Source organism: Bdellovibrio bacteriovorus (assembly GCF_002208115.1).
In the GTDB taxonomy this organism is placed as follows: Bacteria; Bdellovibrionota; Bdellovibrionia; order Bdellovibrionales; family Bdellovibrionaceae; genus Bdellovibrio; species Bdellovibrio bacteriovorus_C.
This window is the reverse complement of the sequence record NZ_CP020946.1, coordinates 560,932-578,792: the sequence shown is the minus strand read 5'-3', so window position 1 is coordinate 578,792 and position 17,861 is coordinate 560,932. Positions and strand designations below refer to the sequence as shown.

Sequence of the window (17,861 nt, the reverse complement as noted above, 5' to 3'; positions counted from 1 at the left end):
ACCCCGCTCTATCCTGCCAAGAACTCTGCACGGGCTTTGCTTTAAAGCCCGCTCATGAAAACGTTGTTGTTTTTCCTGATGCTTATTTCTTTTCCTGCCTACTCTCAGACCGCGCTGGTGCTGGGACTCGGTGAACAAAAATCCGTCCCCTTGCAAGGGCAGGATCGTGTGTGGATTCAAGACCGCGAAATCCTGACCGCCGAAGGCCAGAGCAGCAAACTGAACTTGGTCGGCCGCCGCGAAGGCGTGACCACAGTCAAAGTGGGATCGGCCCTTTACAGCGTGCAGGTTTTGCATCCGTCCAAGAAAGACTCTTTTCAGGATCTGAGTGTCTATTTGAAATCCCGTGTGGGCCTGCGTGCGTCTTTAAGCGAAGGCGATCTTTTGATTGAAGGCCAACTGTATCGCCTGCAGGATTGGATTCATCTGGCAGAATACATGCGCTCAAAAAGTCTGAACTATCAAATGCGGGCACGGATGACCGCTTCCTTGCAGCAACAAGCCCAGGAACACTTCAGTGACTTGTTTTACCAAGCTCACCTGCCACCCCAGACACTGATCTATGAACCCGCCCTGGAAATCCGGGTCAGCGGTACGGATCAAACATTCAAAAAATACAGCAAGCTATTGATGCCCTACGGGGTCGGTCTTTTAAAAGATGAAACCAGTCTGGATGTCGCACCGACCATCAAAGTGCAGATCACCGTGGCTGAAATCAAAAAGGACTTTTCCCTGAAGTATGGATTGCGCCCGCCGGCGGGTTATTCCGCAAAGCTTATGCCTGACGGAGTTTGGGAAAGGGATGAGCTTCCTTTTAACTTGACCGCCTTGGAGGCTCAAGGCCACGGGAAAATTCTGGCCAGCCCGAACATCCTTTGCCGCAGCGGCAAAGAGGCCGAGTTCTTGGCCGGTGGCGAATTCCCTATCAAGATTATGAATTATAAAATGCAGGACATCGTGTGGAAGCGCTACGGGATCTTGTTGCGGGTCAAACCCAAAGCGGACGCCGCCGGACGTATGAGCATCTCAATTGAAACCGAAATTTCCACCGTGGATGATTCGCGCAAGGTCGATGACGTTCCCGGAATTTTAACCAACCGGGTTTCCAGTCACTTTGATCTGACCCGACCGCAGACCATTGCGCTGTCGGGACTTCTTAAAAGTGAAGATGGGAAAAGTTCTGAGGGACTACCCTTGCTTTCTCGCCTGCCGGTGGTGGGGGCGTTGTTTTCAAGCAAAGACTTTAAGGAAAACCGCTCGGAGCTTGTGATCTTCGTCCGCCCTTCCATCCTGCGCGAGGGCGAGGAAAATCCGATGCCCCACCACTTGAACACTTTGCAGGGTCGTCGTCTATGATGAGCGAAGCCAAACACCTCCATGACCGGATTCACGAAGACATTCTGAAGCTGCCGTTGAATGAGTTCCTGCTCAGTTCCGAAGAACAGCATAAACTGCGTTCTCAGCGCATTGAACAGATTCTGGAACTGCACACGGCCTCAGCCGCACCCGAGGTGCGAACACGGGTGCAAAATGAAATGCACGCCTGGGGACCCCTTGACAGCCTGCTAACCGATGAAAGCATCACCGAGATTCTGATCAATGGTCCTTCGGCCATCTGGCTTGAAAGAAGCGGCCACCTGCAAAAGCATCCCGACTGTTTTTTCTCTGAAACCAGCTATCGCAATTTTTTGGATCGTTTAAGCCACGCCGCCCAGGCTCACATCACCACTGAATTTCCCTGTGCCGACGGCCGCTTTGGGGACTTTCGCTTAAGCCTGATTGGAGCGGAACTGACACAGACGCATCCCCACGTGACTTTGCGCCGTCACCCGAAGAACCCCTGGAGCTTTGCCCGTCTGGCCGAACATCAGTGGTGCCCGACAGACTGTCTGCCGTTTTTTGCAGAATTGGTAAAGCGTCGTAAAAATTTTCTGGTGGTGGGCCCGACCGGATCAGGAAAAACTTCGGTGTTAAATTCGTTTTTGAATCTGATGCCAGAAAACGAGCGCCTGGTTGTGATCGAAGACACGTCTGAGATCTCCCTTCCCAACAAAGCCAGCTTGAAACTTTTGACCCGCGAAGACCCCCAAGGGGTTTTACCTTCCGTCGATCAGGCGCAATTGGTGCGACGATCTTTGCGCCTGCGGCCTGATCGCATGGTCATGGGCGAAGTGCGCGGCGCTGAAGCCAAGGACTTTTTAATGGCCTTGGCCACAGGTCACAGTGGCAGCTTTGGCACTTTGCACGCGCAGGATGCGGGCCAAGCGCTGATCCGTTTAGAAATGCTGATTCAGATGGGGGCCCCGCAATGGAGTCTTTCTGCGATTCGCAGGCTGATTCAAATGTCTTTGGATTATGTGATTGTGGCGGAAAGAAAACCCGACGGTTCGCGCCGCCTGAAGGGCGTCTATCGAATCACTTCCCTGGAAGAGACAGGATTTCTGCTGGAGCAGGAAAAGTAAAAACCCGGAAAGCGAGGGGCGCCGTCCGGGTTTTTGAGATTTAAGCTACAACTTTTGTGGTGTCGGTCTGCGGCTTCAGTGGAGCTTGCTCCGGTGCGCGCAGGTCTTTTTCAACAAAGAACAGTCCTTCGTTCTCGGTTGCTTTGGTGAAGGTTTCTTCCGATTTCGTCTGGTCGCCTTCGCGGGCCACCGATTTCGGATTATTGAAGAACTTTTGATTCAGGTCTTCAATCACCTTCAGCTTGTTCGTCTCGCCAGCCGGTCTTTTATATACGGGAGAGGCCTCCGGCTGCGGTTGTTGTTCAGGAAGGTTTCCGGTTGCCCGCATTTCTTCCATCTGTTTGCTCAACGTGATGCGATCACCCAGGGAGTTCTTTCCCATTGGTCGCCCCAAGGCCAAAGCTCCGGGACGGGCTGGCTGGGAAGCCGAAGTGTCTACCGCTCGAGTCCTTGCCGTTGCTGGAAGGATTCCGCTGATTTTTTCCATATCACACCTCCGTGTGTATCCATGAAGTCCATCCTGGTCTTCACTTGATGGAAAACGTATCGGAATCGAACGTATAAACTTGAGACAGAATCCGGAATTCTGGACCTAGGACCAGCTTATAAACTGCCAAGGGCTTGCCGGATGCCCCAGAAGCTTTTCGCAGATGGATTTTACGCGTGGATCATCCGAACCCGACCAGAACGTGCGCCCGATCAGGAGGCTTTGGGAAAAATCCATCCAGTTTGAAAATCGCCCTTCAATCAAAGGCGCCAGCTTCAGAATTTCGGACCAGGCCTGAATATCTGAAAGGTGCCCGGCCACGAAGCTCAGTCGCACCAGGTGAATATAGCGGGAAGCATCCCAGGCCAGGATTCCGGGTTCCTTTAGATATTTGTTTGTGCGCTGAACCCACAACGCCAGCTTGCTGTAATCCGCGTCGCTCATTTGCAGTTCCTGCCCTTCTTCCAGATCGAAGCGGAAGATCTGGCGGAACTTTTCCATGGAAACCGCGTCGATGCTGCCATCAGACGGCAAAGCGGATCTTAGAACGTTGAACTTGGTGCGGTGACCTTGAGTGCGGATGTTTTCAAGACTCTTCTGGCAGGTTTCCCGGTCGGCCACTCCCCAGAACTCCTCCAGGATCGCCAGGCAATCAAGTTTGATGTCGGGGCCATAATTCATATCCAGGCGAAAGAAGTACTCGCCGATTTCATCCATCACCTGTTCGCGAATTTCGGGGGAAAGTTCCTTGCCCTCTTCCAAATCAGACCCGACAACTTGAAACAGCTCATCAAGAACTTGATTTTCCTCGATAAACGGCGCACCCAAAGACATCAATTTTTTTTCAAGATCTGTTTCTGGCAAAATGCGCTGCATGGGAACCCCTTTCACCGGCCTTGTTCAATTCAAATACGTTTCAATTGCTTTTTCAATGTGTTAGTTTCTTCGCATGTTAAAGAAGCTCCTGCTTGCCGCTGCGGCATTATTCTTTATTCTTGCTGGCTCTTTGATGTTGCTGATGGGTTATGTCTTTAATAACCCGGGAACTGTCTTTAATGCCTTCAATTCCGTCGCCGATCGTTTTTTGCAAGGTCAGACCCATGAAGAAAACGAGGAATTTTTCCTGCAGGGCATGGACGAGATTCTGATTTCATCCCGCACCGTGGATGTCGATCTGCGCACCTACAGTGGCAGCACCCTGAAAATCCGTCTGTCTGGAAAAGTGCCGCGCTTTGAAGAAGGCCGCTACATCCAGCAAACTGCGGAACAATCCCGCCTGCACCTGGAGCTTCTGGAGCCGTTGGCCAGTCATTGGATTCAGATGAACGTCAATGGACAGGAACTGAGCAAGTCCACCGATTCGCACCTGAAAGCCGAAGTTTACGTCCCTGAGACTTTCAAGAAACAGATCCGCATTGAAACCCGCGAAGGACATGTGACCCTGCGCCTGCCGCCAACAACCCTGTACGAGCTGGATCTGCAGTCGATCTCAGGACCTATCGACAACTCTTTAAAGCAAGAGCCTGTGGCTGGCGTGGAGCCGACAGAAGTGGGACGCATTCAGGTGCAAACGGTCGAAGGCCCTATCACCGTTGAATCCGCACTGGAATAATTGACGTCATTTAGAAATAAAAAAAGCCCGGAATGTCTCCATCCCGGGCTTTTGTTTTTTATCTTTTAGCTCTTTTTCAGATCTTCCAGATGTTTTTCCGCCAGAGTGCTCAGACGAACACCGACTTCCGCCAGTTGATCGCGATTCACCTCGCTTGGGCAGTCAGACATCAAGTCTGTTGCTTTCGCGGTTTTCGGGAACGCAATCACTTCACGGATCGCATCTGTTTCACAAAGCAGCATCACCAGACGGTCCATACCCCACGCGATACCACCGTGCGGAGGAGTTCCGTATTTCAAAGCCTCCAGGAAGAAGCCGAACTTGTGCTGAGTTTCCTCCTCGCTCATGCCCAACAGACGGAACATCGCCTGCTGAATTTCATTGCGATAGATACGGATACTTCCGCCACCCATTTCGTAACCGTTGCACACAAGGTCGTAGGCTTTCGCCAGCATCTTGCCGTAAGCGGCTTCGTTGTTGTTCACCAGATCCTGCGCGAACTCATCCTTCGGGGATGTGAACGGATGGTGACGAGCCACCCAGCGCTTTTCATCCGGAGAGTACTCAAGCAACGGGAAGTCCACAACCCACAGGAATTTGTATTTGCTGTTGTCGATCAGATTCAACTCACGGCCCAGGTGCAAACGCAACGTGGACAATGCCGCACAAGCGGTGTCGTAATCATCCGCAACAACCAAAGCACAGTCACCGGTTTCACCGCCGCAGGCCTTGAACATTTCAGCCAGTTTTTCAGGGCTGAAGAATTTGGAAACAGAAGAAGACAGCGTGCCATCAGCTTCTGATTTGATCCACACAAGACCTTTAGCGCCCGCGCGTTTCGCCATGTCCGTCAGTTTATCCAACTGACCACGGGAATAGCTGCCGCCTTTCGGAGCCGCAATACCACGAACGATCCCGCCACGAGCCAGAACATCATCAAAGACCTTGAAGCCAGAACCCGTCACGATGGATTTCAGATCCTTGATCTCAACCCCGAAACGCGTGTCTGGTTTGTCGATGCCGTATCGGTCCATCGCTTCCTGATAAGTCATGCGCGGGATGGCGCCCACGTCGATGCCTTTGATCTCTTTCCAAATCGTGCGCAAAAGTTTTTCGTTCATCTCCATGATGTCTTCCTGATCGATGTAGGACATCTCCATATCGATCTGGGAGAATTCCGGCTGACGGTCCGCACGCAAATCTTCGTCACGGAAGCAGCGGGCGATCTGGAAGTATCTGTCGTAACCAGAAATCATCAAAAGCTGTTTCAAAGTCTGCGGTGACTGAGGAAGCGCATAGAAATGGCCCGGGTTCACACGGGAAGGAACAAGATAGTCACGAGCGCCTTCCGGAGTGGATTTGTAAAGGATCGGAGTTTCAACCTCCAGGAATCCGTTGTCTGAAAGGAAACGACGAACCAACTGAGCCACCTTGTGACGGGTGATCAGATGATTGGACAGACGTGGGCTGCGCAGATCCAGATAGCGGTATTTCAAACGCAGCATTTCGTTCACGTTCGTGTCACTGACCTGGAATGGCGGCACGGCGGATTCATTCAGAATCTCGCAGCGGATTGCTTCGACTTCCACTTCACCAGTTTTGATTTTCGCATTCTTCATGCCGTCCGGACGGGCACGAACCACACCCTCCACGGCCAGAACAAATTCACCGCGCAGATTTTTTGAAGAAGCGGTCTCGGCTTTATTTGGATCCAGAACAACCTGAACAATGCCTTCACGGTCGCGCAAATCGATGAATACCAGGCTGCCGTGGTCACGTCGAACATCGACCCAACCCATCAGTACAACTTTTTGACCTGCCTGGGAAACGCCCAGACTTCCGCAATAATGTGTTCTTTTTAGCTCTTTAACAAACTTCATATGTCTACCTTGTTCGTGGGCCCCAGATTTACATATTGTGCCATTGCAGTCAAAAACCATATTCTTATACTCTCCATAACAGAACCTTAAGAGAGTCCCCCCAGACCCAGCCATTCTGCTTCATTTACCAAGCATTTCCCCCTATAATTTCAAAACAGAAATAAGGAGATATCCGATGCCCAAGTTTACGATTGATCATTCTAGTAGCCATTCTGCGGAAGAAGCCTATAAGAAGATCAAAGAATTCCTCTCGAATGATCAGGATATTCGACGCTTTGACCCAAAAATTCAGTGCTCTTTTGATGACGGCACCAAGTGCGCCAATCTCAAGGGATCCCAGTTTAAAGCGGATATGACGGTTGCGGCGGCTGGCGCAGGGAGCAAAGTCTCTGTCACCGTGGATCTGCCGTTGATGCTGACTCCCTTCAAAGGTAAAGTCACCGAGACTCTGCAAAGGAAACTGGCTAAATACCTTGGCTAGTTGAGCTTATGGCGAAAACGAAAGCAAAAAGCCCTTCCACCCCTAAGACCAAGTCCCCGTCCAAGACGGCTTCTGCCAAGAAGCCTGCGGGCAAGTCTGCGTCTGGGAAAAACACCAAGCCCGCCCCCACTGAATCAAAATCAGTCGTGGCCGAGCTGGTGGAAGACGCACACAGCGACGAACTTCGCTCGCACGAAGAGGCCGAAAAAGCCTACGCCGTCCCCAGCATCGAAGACGAACTTCCCGACGTGGAGGAAGACACCAAAACCCTTGCGGTCGCCGACACCTCCAAGGCCCTGACTTCGGCCGATCCTTTGGTGATGTATCTGAACGAGATCCGTCGCTACAAGGTTCTGACCCGGGAAGAAGAAATGGCCCTGGCCAAAAAATACTTTGAAAGCAAAGACCCCGAAGCAGCCCAGGCCCTGGTGAAAGCCAACCTGCGTTTTGTGGTGAAGGTCGCCGCCGAGTATTCCAAGTTCGGTTCGAAAATGATCGACCTGATCCAAGAGGGTAACGTCGGCCTGATGCATGCGGTGCGCGAGTTCAATCCGTACAAAGGTGCTCGTCTGATCACCTATGCGGTATGGTGGATTCGTGGATACATCCAGGAATTTTTAATGCGCCAGTATTCTTTGGTGCGCATCGGAACCACGCAGAACCAGCGCAAATTGTTCTATCAGCTGCAAAAAGAAAAAGAGGCTCTGGATGCCATGGGTATTGAACCCAATATTGGCCTGATCAGCAGCCGTCTGGGCATTCCCGAGGACGAAGTGCGCGACATGACCCTGCGCATGTCCGGTCGCGATGTCAGCCTGGACCGCCCGGTGGATGAAGATTCCGGTACGACCCTGGGGGACCTGCAGCGCGGACCTTCGGACCAGCCGCTGGATGAAGCCATGGCCCACAATGAACAACTGGAAATTCTGAAGCAAAAGATCGAAGAGATCCGTCCGGAGCTTTCCGAACGCGAGAAGATCATTCTGGATGAACGTATTCTGAATGACGATCCACTGACCCTGCAGGAGATCGGCGAAAAGCACGGCATCACCCGCGAGGCCGTCCGTCAGATGGAGGCCCGCCTGATGAAAAAAATCAAAGCCAAGATGGAAGAAGACGCCTCGGAATAGGCGTCTTTCCTTTTAATAGTTCAGCACGCCACGTCCGCGCAAATGCAGGACGATGTCCTCCTGCGGAGTCAGCTCTATCTCCAAATCAGCTCGATGCACTCCGAGGCTGCGTGGTTCAAAGAACACACGAATGCGGCACTGCTGACCGCGGAAAAGAATCTGCGGGCAGTTCTCGGAATAATCAAAGGCATAGTCCCCGTTCATATCAAAATCGTTGATATACATCGGAAGTCCGCTGTTGTTGCGCAGATAAAATGTTGCCCGCTTATCCTGAAACAGACGGGTGCGCCCGAAATTATAGTAATAGTCCCGATCCAGCGTTGTCGTGTCGTCTGTCACATTGATCACATACACTTCGTTGATGTTGCCTTCGCTGAACTCCTCGTATGCCGAAACGGGTGAAGCGAGGAGAAGCAGAAAAAGACCTGTTAAGATTTTCATAAGCACCTCCTTATGAACCATTTCATTCCTTCGATGCCCGTCACGCAAAATGAATTTCTTCGATGGTTGGATTTTCATAAAAAGCCGCGTCTGCTGTCAGAACTCACAGGTCATCCCGCCCCGCTTGAACGGGCACTTTGCCCCGCTTCATGAATGTCAGGAAGGGAAAATAAAAAGGGACCTCCCGTTTTAAGGAAGGCCCCTTCTCGCTCGAAGACAAAAGGAGAACGGCTATCTGCTGTTTCTTCTGTCGGATCTATCTTGTTGAGGTCTTTGGGATGTTTGAGAACTTCTCTCGGAAGAACGCTCTCTTTCCAAACGGCTGCTTTCTTCTCTTTGAGATCTGTCTTTATTCAAATCACCTTGTTGTGGCCTGTTTGTTCTTTCTGTTCCCACGGTATCCTCCTTGTGGTTGTGATAAGCATTCATGCTTATACAAACCCCTTAAGCAAAGACCCTGCCACTTCGTGAATTGTTCCATAACAAAAAAACTCCCGGGATTCTTCCGGGAGTTTTCATTTTTTGAAAATTGAAATTACTGCCAGTTAAGCGATTTCGAGTTCGCCGGCACCGATGGTTGCTGCCAGTTTGGCACGCAGGCGGGCGACCGCTTGAGCGTGAAGCTGGGACACGCGGGACTCGGTCACGCGCAGAACCTGACCGATCTCTTTCAGGTTCAGGTCTTCGTAATAATACAAAGACAGAACCAGACGCTGACGCTCTGGCAGTTCTTCAATTGCCTGAGCCACAACTTCCTTGATGTTTTTGACATTCAACTGATTGAAAGGGCTGTTGGTGCGAGAACCTTCAAGAATATCCATAATGGACTTCTTGTCGGTATTGCTGAAGCTTGTCGCCTGATCGATCGGCAACAAGCTGACCGGGCGAACCTGATTCACCAGATCATGGAATTCATCAATATTTACATTCAATGCCTTGGCCACTTCTTCGTCGGAGGGAGTACGACCCAGATCAGCTTCCAATTGCACCATGGTCTTATCAAGAAGCTTGGCTTTGTCACGGATAGAGCGGGGAACCCAGTCCTGGGCACGAAGTTCATCCAGGATCGCTCCACGGATGCGGAATTCTGCATAGGTTTTGAACTTATTGTCACGAGTGGAGTCGTACTTTTCAATCGCATCCATCAAACCGATGACACCTGCGGAAATAAGGTCATCCAGCTCGATATTGGAGGGAAGTCGTACCGCGATCTTCTGAGCGATGAACTTAATTAGCGGAGCATATTCTCTGATTAGGTCATCTTTTTGCGTCGGAGCGAGCTTGCGTGGCTCTTCCTTGTACTTCTTCAACAATGCCGCGTTTTTCCCCATATTTTCCCTCTTGAAGTCTATGTTATCAAACAGGTCCATGCCCTAAAAGTCCAATTCTCACATAACTGTGGAGTTGGACCTAAGCGCTCCCCACGACCTGATCCCAGAACATCTGCATGCCACCAGTGATCTCGATTTGTTTGGAGGATTTCTCCACCTGATTACAAATTTGACGAATCGCCTTGGAAGATTCAGCACTGATATCGTGTCTCACGATGAGACGCTGCATTTGGTTTGCTTTTCGCAAAACCACGTCATTGGGAACCGAACCCCAATAATCCAGACCAATGTAGAGGAACTTGTTCACCACATCGTTGAAGCGCTGGTAAAGTCCCAGCCCTTCCTGTTCATCACGCACTTGATTGCAAATGATAGAGAAGTGATTGACCTTGTACTGCTTGTGCAGAACCTTGATCAGCGCATAAGCATCCGCGAAACTTGCCGGATCCGGCGTGATCACCACCGACACCGTCTGCGCAGCCGAGTTCAAGAACAACACATTTTCAGCAATGCCCGGAGCGGTATCAATCAGCAGATAGTCAAAGCCCAGGGGCAAGGCACTGACGGCCTCCACCATGGCTCTTCTTTCGAAATGATTCAGATGATTGAACTCAACAACGCCACTGCCGCCTGGGATCAGGAACACGTCCTTGGATACTTCCATCAGAATGTCGCGCATCTCTTTGCGACCGGCGATAATGTCGTGCATGTTTCCTGCCGGACGAACCCCGAACAGAATGTCCACGTTCGCCATCCCCAGGTCCCCATCAAGAATCAGCACCTTTTTGCCTTTTTGCGCTAAAGACAGAGCCAGGTTTGCCACCAGCGTGGTCTTCCCCACCCCGCCTTTGCCAGACGTGATACTGATCGTGCGCGTGCGCTGCATATCAAACGAATTCAAATTTCTCATACAGCTTCAGAGTCCTGTTGTTTAAATTTCGTGATTCTGAAAATCAGATCCAAAAGACGCTCTTTGGTCGCAAACTCAAAGTCCTCAGGCACACGCGGCCCGATGCCGAAGGAATGCAATGGCACATCAAAGCGCTTCATGAAGTTGTAAATCGTTCCATGCTGGGTTGATTCGTCCAAAGAAGTAAAGATCACATCCTTATAGCCCAGGACCGAGTAACGACGACCCAGCTCGGTCGCATCGCTGTCTTTGGCATTGGTGGACAACGTCAAATGGATGTTCGGATTCAATGCCGCCGGTGGCAGCAGGCTTTTCAGCATTTGAATTTCTTCATTGCTCTTAAGGCTAAGACCTGTGTAATCGACCAGCACGCAGTCCACGTTCGCCAGATAGCGCATCAGATTTGTCCAGTCATTCTGAGTGCGAATCACCGAGAACGGCACATTCAGAATCTGAGCATAAATCTTCATCTGATCCGCCGCGCCCACCTTGAAAGTGTCGGTTGTGAACAGAGCAATTTTCTTGCCTTCACGCACCACCATCTGGCTGGCCATTTTGATCAATGCCGAAGTCTTGCCGCTGCCGGCAGGGCCAACAAAGCAGTGGATCTTCCCATGCGTCGGATTCTGGGAAATCTTGGTATTGTCCAAAACGTGGCGGGCCACATAGGCTTCCACCAGAGATTTATTCTTCAATTTCAGCGCCGGCAAAGTCTCTTGAGCTGTGGTCAGGATTTCTGCCGCGATTTCCGGAGCCATGCCTGCTTTTGTCAGTTTTTCGAATACAAAGCTCAGGTCATAGTTGATGCCATAGTCCGCACCCGGGTGTGAACCCGTGAACGTCTGAGGCATCTGCTGGAACTGCGTGATCACCTGTTTCAGGCTGGCAATTTCATTTTTTAGCGCAATCACTTCCGGGCTTTCCGCCGCAACCACCGGTCTTGCCGCTGGGGCCGCCTTGGCCGGAGCCGGTGCCGCCGGCTTGCGTGCCGCCGAATTGCCCCCGCGGGAGAAGATTTCATCTTGTTCCTGGAACGCATTCAACGCTCTTTGAGCGGCGTTGCGCACTCGCTCTTCAGATACCTTCTGTTGGCGGCCAAATTCAGACTCATCTTCGATGTCGATATAACGACGCTGAGTGATCGGGGCCGGCGCCGTGTTCTTTTGCACATGCTTTTCCACCATCTTGTGGATCAGCTCTTTTTGCTGACGGGCGGAACTGTTGTTGAATCTGACACGATCCTGCTCACGCAGACGGGATTCAGCAAACTTCTTTTTTTGCAGGGTTTCCTCGGAAACCGCCGCAGTGATTTCCACACTGCCTTCCCCGACAAGGCCGAAGCTTTTGTTGTTGTCACGGGCCGACAGGATGATGGCGTCAGGACCCAACTGGGTCTTGACCATCTCAAGGGCTTCCTTCATGGTACGTGCTTCAAATTTCTTAACCTGCATGGCTCATCTCCACGAGTGCAACCGATTTCACATCCGCATCCGAAGACAACTCATTGTGCGAAAGCACTACAAGCTGCGGGATAAAGCGGGAAGTTAACTTATACAAATGACGGCGCGATGTCGGGCTGGTCAGCAGGATCGGCTGACCGGCCACTTCCGGATGGTGTTCCACCGTCCGCGCGATTTCGTTGATCAGACGATGGGCCGTCGTCGGATCCATAACCAACTGAACCCCTTGCTCTGTCTGCAGCAGGGAATTGGCAATCAGCTCTTCAATATGCGGGTGCAATGTCATCACCGGAATATTGCCCATATCCGTGGTGTATTTTGCAGTGATACCGCGAGCCAGGCCGCGGCGAACTTGCTCTGTCAGAACCTCGATGTCTTTTGTACGAGGAGCATCGTCAGCCAAAGTTTCAAAGATGGTCAGAAGATCGCGGATGGAAACCTGTTCTTTCAACAGGTTCTGAAGCACGCGAACCACAGATCCCAGTGGCAGAAGATCCGGAATAAGCTCTTCAACCACTTTTGGATGGGACTTCTTGAAGTTCTCAATAAGTGTGGAAGCTTCCTGACGCCCCAGAAGTTCATGCGCATGCGTGCGGATGATCTCGGTAAGATGAGTCGCCATGACCGTCGGCAGATCCACCACGGTGTAACCGGCAATTTCAGCGTCTTCTTTACGCGCAGGCGAAATCCACAAAGCATCCAGGCCAAACGCCGGTTCCTTCGTTGGAATCCCCTCGATACGCTCGGCCACGTTGCCCGGATCCATTGCCAGCAGGGCTTCCGGACGAAGAGTGCCGCCCCCCACACGATTGCCTTTGATCATCAGGCGGTATTCGCCCGGCGCCAGTTGCAGGTTGTCGCGGATATGAATGCTTGGAACAACGATCCCCAGATCCAAAGCAAACTGCTTGCGGATGCTGACGATACGCTCCAGCAGATCCCCGCTGTGATCGGACTCAACAATATTGATAAGACCATAACCCACTTCCAGCTCGACCATATCCAGCGGAAGCATCGTTTCGATGTTTTCTTTTTTCGGCGCAGACAAAGCCGCATCGGACTGCTTTTTGGCAGCTTCGGCCTGTTCAGCACGGGCTTTCTTGATGATCCATGCAGTGGCACAAAGAACACCACCCATGAACAGGAATGGCAATGTCGGAAGGCCCGGCACCAACCCCATCAGAACCAATACTGCACCGGAAATCATCACGGCACGAGGCTTCACGAACAATTGACCAGTCACCTCTTCACCGACATCTTTGTCGGAATTGGAAGTACGGGTCACAATGATACCGGCCGCGGTGGAGATCACAAGCGCCGGAATCTGCGACAACAGACCGTCACCGATCGTCAGCATCGTGTAATATTTTGCGGCTGTGCCGACATCCAGACCTTTTTGGATCACACCGATGCCCAGACCGCCGATAACGTTGATCAGAGTAATGATGATACCGGCAATGGCATCACCGCGCACGAACTTGGAGGCACCATCCATCGCGCCGTAGAAGTCCGCTTCACCTTCCACCTGCTTACGGCGCTTGCGCGCTTCAGCTTCCGTGATGTGACCGGAGTTCAGTTCCGCATCGATGGACATCTGCTTACCAGGCATCGCATCCAAGGTGAATCGAGCTGCAACTTCCGCCACGCGCCCGGAACCCTTGGTGATAACCATGAAGTTGATGATCATCAGAATCAGGAACATCACAAAACCGATCACATAGTTTCCGCCGACCACGAAGTTCGCAAAGGAAGCGATCACGTGACCCGCGGCCTGCTCACCCTCGTGTCCGTGAGTCAGAATCAGACGGGTTGTGGCCACGTTCAGGGCCAGACGGAACAAAGTCGTCATCAGCAGCAAGGACGGGAAGGATGTGAAATCCAGGGCTCTGTCAGTATAGATACTTACCAGCAGGATCAGGATGCTGATTGCCAAAGAGAAGGTCAGTGCCAAGTCCAGCATCATCGGCGGAAGCGGAATGATCATCACGGCCAGCACGGCAAGCAAGCCCACGGCAATGAACAAATCCGTGTTCTTGGTGATCTTGTCAAATCGTTTTAAGAACTGAAACAACTGATCCATTATCTTTTCTTCCTACGCAAACGGTAAACGTATGAAAGCACTTCAGCCACAGCCACGAAGAGCTCCCGGGGAATAACCTGTCCAATTTTCAAAGTTTTGAAGATCGTGCGCGCCAGTGGTTTGTTTTCCACGATAGGCACATTGTTTTCGCGCGCGATTTCCTTGATCTTTTCCGCCACATGATCAGCGCCCATCGCCACGATTTGCGGCGCTGGCAGATTGTCGGTGTATTTCAAAACCACGGCGATGTGGGTCGGATTCGTGATGACGACGTCCGCCTTGGGAATCTCGGACATCATGCGCTTGCTCGCCATTTCACGCTGAATGCGGCGAATGCGCGATTTGATCATCGGATCACCCTCGCGCTGCTTGTGTTCTTCTTTGACCTCTTGTTTGGTCATCATCATTTTCTTTTCAAGATCAAAGCGCTGATAGAAGTAATCCGCCCCGGCGATCACCAGCATCACCGCACCAACGCCACCCAAAAGCTTCACCACGATCACGCCGATATAGGCAATGATCTGGTCGATGGAATAAGTCAGCATGTAAGGAACCTGAGTGACTTCACTGCGCAGCAGGAAGTAAAGCACCATGGCCACGGCGCCCATTTTCAGAATGGATTTCAGAGCTTCAACAAGAGCACGCATGCTGAAGACACGCTTGAAGCCTTCAACCGGATTTACTTTTTCAAAGTTAGGGGAAACGGCGTCTTCAACCTGAAGGAAGCCGATCTGAACGATGGAAGAGGCTGCACCGATGATACCGGCGAACAAAAGAACCGGCGCAATCAGGATCATGGCTTTCATACCGCAGTACTGGGCTGCTTCGGTGAAGTTCCCCTCACGCACCATTTTCACCATGTCATCACCGAAAGAATGCTGAAAGACTTCGTACATTTCCTTGAAGAAGAAACGACCCAAAGCATACACGCCGCCAGCCGCCGCAAGTAACATTACTGCGGAACCCAGCTCCTTTGTATGTGCAACGTTCCCTTTTTTGCGAAACTCTTCCCGTCTCGCTTCCGTTGCTTCTTCGGACTTTTCGCCGTTGTCTTCAGCCATCTCGTTCCTTCCTAGAACTTAAAAGCCTTACCCTATAAGTGTTTCATCACATCGAACAGTTTGCTAGCTGTGATTTCAACAACCCCATTCATTTCCATAATCAATAGCGGAAGGCAGATAAACACCACTGCCATACCCAGCATAATCGTCACTGGCATACTTGTTACCAGGACGTTGATCTGGGGCACCGCTCTTCCCAGAATACCCATAGCCAGATTGGCAATCAGGATTGCCACCAGGACCGGGGCACACATCTTGATCGCCATCACAAATGCAACTTGTCCGAATACGGCGATTTCCGCAAACGGACCGAAATTCAAAGCCAAAGAACTGACCGGCACAAGCTCATAGCTTTGCGCGATCGCACTGATAAGCATGTGGTGACCGTTGATCGCCAAAAACACCAAGGTCGCCATCGCAGAATAGAATTGCTCGATCACCCCACCCTGGGAACCCATCATCGGGTTGTAAAGCTGAGCCGCGCTCAGACCAATACTCATGGAAACCAGGTCCCCTGTCATACTGACCACGAAGAAGAACAACCGGGTTAAAAAACCCAGCGCCAGACCCACAATCAGTTCACGGACCGCCAAACCAATGATTTCATTGGAAATTAGCGAATAATCGACGTTTCCGACCTTCACCACCGGAAAGATCACCATGCTTAAAACCAAAGAAAGCAGGATTTTAACCGGCGTATTCACCAAGGGAGAGCCAAAAACCGCGGAGGAAACGACATAGGCGATCATGCGCAGAAGAACCAGCGCAAACAGCAGAATCTGTGCCTCAGTCATCGTACTCCAGTTCAGCACTATTCCCTCACCATCACGGCAATATTTTCAAAAAGGTTCACAGTGTAAGAGCTCATCACATCCATCATCCATGGACCGGCCAGGATAAACACCGCCGCCACCACGATCATTTTTGGAATGAAGGTCAGAGTCGCTTCGTTGATCTGAGTCAGAGCCTGGAAAATACTGACTGCCAAACCCACAACCAGCGTGCTGATCAAAAGCGGCGCCGCCAGCATGGCTGTCGTGCGAAGAGCGTCCTGTCCCAGTCTGATTACCAATTCATCTGTCATCTTTCACCTCACCCGAAACTCTTGACCATGGAACCGATGAGCAAACCCCATCCATCCACCAGGACAAAAAGCATGATCTTAAAGGGCAACGAAATCACAACCGGAGGAAGCATCATCATACCCATCGCCATCAGAACGCTGGCCGCGACGATGTCGATCACCAGGAATGGCAGGAAGATGATAAAGCCGATCTGGAAGGCCGTTTTCAATTCGGACACCACAAAGGCCGGAACCAGAACCATCGTCGGAACATCCGCGCGGGTTTTTGGTTTTTCAACTTTGGAAAGTTTGATGAACAAAGCCAGATCAGAATCACGGGTCTGATTGAACATGAACTTGCGCAGAGGCGCCAAAGTTCTTTCAATCGCCTGATCCTGGGAAATCGTGCCCGCCATGTAAGGCTGAATGCCGTTGGTGTTCATTTCATTGAACGCCGGCTGCATCACGAAGAAAGTCAAAAACAAAGCCAGACCCACCAAAAGCTGATTCGGCGGCATCTGCTGCACGCCCATCGCCTGACGCAGGAAGGACAGCACAATAATAATGCGCGTGAAGCCGGTCATCATGATCAGGATCGCCGGTGCCAGAGTCAGCACCGTCATGATCATGATCAACTTAACCGCATTCACAACCTCGTTCGGGTTGTCGGTTGTCTTGAATCCCAGATTCATTGTCGGCAATGTCACCTGGGCAAACGCACTGGAACCGAAGAAGAATACCAGAGGCAAAAGAAGCAGACTCCAAAGAGCCCATTTATTTCTGATCACTGAAAAGACCTCATGCCTTTAAGACGTTTGGAAACGATATCCTTGATTCCACTGATCGCAAATTCTTCGTCCAGATCCAGATCCTTGGCGCTGCGCTTGCGCGGAGCGGGAGTTTCTTCTGTGTCTGCCGTGTCTGTAAAGTCCACGTCTGCGGCTGCAGACTGACCCAGAACTTTGCCAAAGCTTTGCGGTGCTTCTTCAGGCACTTCGTCATCCAGAAGGGACAGGGACTTGATCATGGAGATGTTATGATCCGTCACGCCGATCAGGATGGATTCACCCGCCACACGCACGATCGCCAGACTTTTCTTCGGACCCAGGTAGTGCTGCTGCAAAACCTTGATCTGCGTCTGATGTTTCATCGCTTTGGGAATCTTGTATTTTCTAAGGAAGAAGTACGCGCCCGTACCCACCACACCCAGCATGGACAGGGTGAAAAGAATACGGAAGACGCCACCGCCCTCAGAGGCCGCTTTCTTGTTGGACTCCAGATTCAGAAGAATCTCGGACTCTTTGCGGTTGTCATTTTTAGTGACATCCTTTGGCTCTGCTGTTGCCGCCGCAGAAAGCTCCTGGGATTCTGACGCCGCCGCTGTTGGCGTCGACGCCTCTTCCGCGTGAGCAGAAACTGAAACTACAAAGATCAAAGAAAGCAACCAACGCATTTTCATACCT

The 17,861-nt window shown here is 51.4% G+C and carries 18 protein-coding genes; 5 read left to right on the top strand and 13 right to left on the bottom strand.

Annotation, left to right across the window (positions count from 1 at the left end):
• Positions 1-54 precede the first annotated feature (54 nt).
• Both B9G79_RS02900 and B9G79_RS02895 read left to right on the top strand, forming a co-directional pair.
• A complete protein-coding gene (locus B9G79_RS02900; RefSeq protein WP_088564222.1) occupies positions 55-1,356 on the top strand; it encodes a type II and III secretion system protein in 1,302 nt (433 codons plus the stop codon).
• On the top strand, positions 1,353-2,462 hold the full coding sequence (locus tag B9G79_RS02895) for a CpaF family protein (protein WP_088564221.1): 1,110 nt from the start codon (positions 1,353-1,355) through the stop codon (positions 2,460-2,462). The genes B9G79_RS02900 and B9G79_RS02895 overlap by 4 nt, the downstream gene beginning before the upstream one ends.
• A 40-nt stretch (positions 2,463-2,502) precedes the next feature.
• Here B9G79_RS02895 and B9G79_RS02890 read toward each other — a convergent pair whose 3' ends face one another.
• The gene (locus B9G79_RS02890) at positions 2,503-2,949 is read right to left on the bottom strand and encodes a hypothetical protein (protein WP_088564220.1); all 447 of its coding nucleotides are present in this window, start codon (positions 2,947-2,949) and stop codon (positions 2,503-2,505) included.
• Positions 2,950-3,054: 105 nt separating this feature from the next.
• A complete protein-coding gene (locus B9G79_RS02885; RefSeq protein WP_088564219.1) occupies positions 3,055-3,825 on the bottom strand; it encodes a DUF1266 domain-containing protein in 771 nt (256 codons plus the stop codon).
• Positions 3,826-3,898: 73 nt separating this feature from the next.
• Between B9G79_RS02885 and B9G79_RS02880 the strand changes: the two genes are divergently transcribed.
• Positions 3,899-4,561, top strand: a complete 663-nt coding sequence (locus tag B9G79_RS02880) for a hypothetical protein (RefSeq protein ID WP_088564218.1) — start codon at positions 3,899-3,901, stop codon at positions 4,559-4,561.
• A 65-nt stretch (positions 4,562-4,626) separates the two neighbouring features.
• Here B9G79_RS02880 and aspS read toward each other — a convergent pair whose 3' ends face one another.
• Entirely contained in the window at positions 4,627-6,441 is a 1,815-nt protein-coding gene (gene aspS / locus B9G79_RS02875) for an aspartate--tRNA ligase (RefSeq protein WP_088564217.1), read from the bottom strand.
• A 175-nt stretch (positions 6,442-6,616) separates the two neighbouring features.
• Here aspS and B9G79_RS02870 point away from each other — a divergent pair, with 175 nt between their 5' ends.
• Together B9G79_RS02870 and B9G79_RS02865 are read left to right on the top strand one after the other, a co-directional pair.
• Positions 6,617-6,922 carry a polyhydroxyalkanoic acid system family protein gene (locus B9G79_RS02870; RefSeq protein ID WP_088564216.1) on the top strand — a complete coding sequence of 102 codons (306 nt, stop codon included), beginning with the start codon at positions 6,617-6,619 and terminating at the stop codon, positions 6,920-6,922.
• A gap of 8 nt (positions 6,923-6,930) precedes the next feature.
• A complete protein-coding gene (locus B9G79_RS02865) occupies positions 6,931-8,052 on the top strand; it encodes a sigma-70 family RNA polymerase sigma factor (RefSeq protein WP_088564215.1) in 1,122 nt (373 codons plus the stop codon).
• 12 nt (positions 8,053-8,064) lie between these two features.
• Here B9G79_RS02865 and B9G79_RS02860 read toward each other — a convergent pair whose 3' ends face one another.
• From B9G79_RS02860 to B9G79_RS02815, 10 genes are all read right to left on the bottom strand, one after another.
• Positions 8,065-8,493: a hypothetical protein gene (locus tag B9G79_RS02860; protein WP_232469053.1), complete on the bottom strand. Its 429-nt coding sequence runs from the start codon at positions 8,491-8,493 to the stop codon at positions 8,065-8,067.
• A 545-nt stretch (positions 8,494-9,038) separates the two neighbouring features.
• Positions 9,039-9,824: a FliA/WhiG family RNA polymerase sigma factor gene (locus B9G79_RS02855; RefSeq protein WP_041577976.1), complete on the bottom strand. Its 786-nt coding sequence runs from the start codon at positions 9,822-9,824 to the stop codon at positions 9,039-9,041.
• Between the two features lie 79 nt (positions 9,825-9,903).
• Positions 9,904-10,734 (bottom strand): MinD/ParA family protein, encoded by an 831-nt coding sequence (locus B9G79_RS02850; RefSeq protein WP_088564213.1) that lies wholly within the window; start codon positions 10,732-10,734, stop codon positions 9,904-9,906.
• Positions 10,731-12,185, bottom strand: a complete 1,455-nt coding sequence (gene flhF / locus B9G79_RS02845) for a flagellar biosynthesis protein FlhF (RefSeq protein ID WP_088564212.1) — start codon at positions 12,183-12,185, stop codon at positions 10,731-10,733. Before flhF ends, B9G79_RS02850 begins: the two co-directional genes overlap by 4 nt.
• On the bottom strand, positions 12,175-14,274 hold the full coding sequence (gene flhA / locus B9G79_RS02840) for a flagellar biosynthesis protein FlhA (protein WP_088564211.1): 2,100 nt from the start codon (positions 14,272-14,274) through the stop codon (positions 12,175-12,177). Before flhA ends, flhF begins: the two co-directional genes overlap by 11 nt.
• Complete coding sequence (gene flhB, locus B9G79_RS02835; RefSeq protein ID WP_088564210.1) at positions 14,274-15,335, bottom strand: flagellar biosynthesis protein FlhB; 1,062 nt, start codon at positions 15,333-15,335, stop codon at positions 14,274-14,276. Before flhB ends, flhA begins: the two co-directional genes overlap by 1 nt.
• A 32-nt stretch (positions 15,336-15,367) precedes the next feature.
• Positions 15,368-16,147, bottom strand: a complete 780-nt coding sequence (gene fliR, locus B9G79_RS02830; protein ID WP_088564209.1) for a flagellar biosynthetic protein FliR — start codon at positions 16,145-16,147, stop codon at positions 15,368-15,370.
• On the bottom strand, positions 16,147-16,419 hold the full coding sequence (gene fliQ / locus B9G79_RS02825; protein ID WP_088564208.1) for a flagellar biosynthesis protein FliQ: 273 nt from the start codon (positions 16,417-16,419) through the stop codon (positions 16,147-16,149). Before fliQ ends, fliR begins: the two co-directional genes overlap by 1 nt.
• An 8-nt stretch (positions 16,420-16,427) precedes the next feature.
• Positions 16,428-17,186 (bottom strand): flagellar type III secretion system pore protein FliP, encoded by a 759-nt coding sequence (fliP, locus tag B9G79_RS02820; protein WP_088564207.1) that lies wholly within the window; start codon positions 17,184-17,186, stop codon positions 16,428-16,430.
• Positions 17,183-17,857 (bottom strand): FliO/MopB family protein, encoded by a 675-nt coding sequence (locus tag B9G79_RS02815; RefSeq protein WP_088564206.1) that lies wholly within the window; start codon positions 17,855-17,857, stop codon positions 17,183-17,185. The genes fliP and B9G79_RS02815 overlap by 4 nt, the downstream gene beginning before the upstream one ends.
• Positions 17,858-17,861 lie beyond the last annotated feature (4 nt).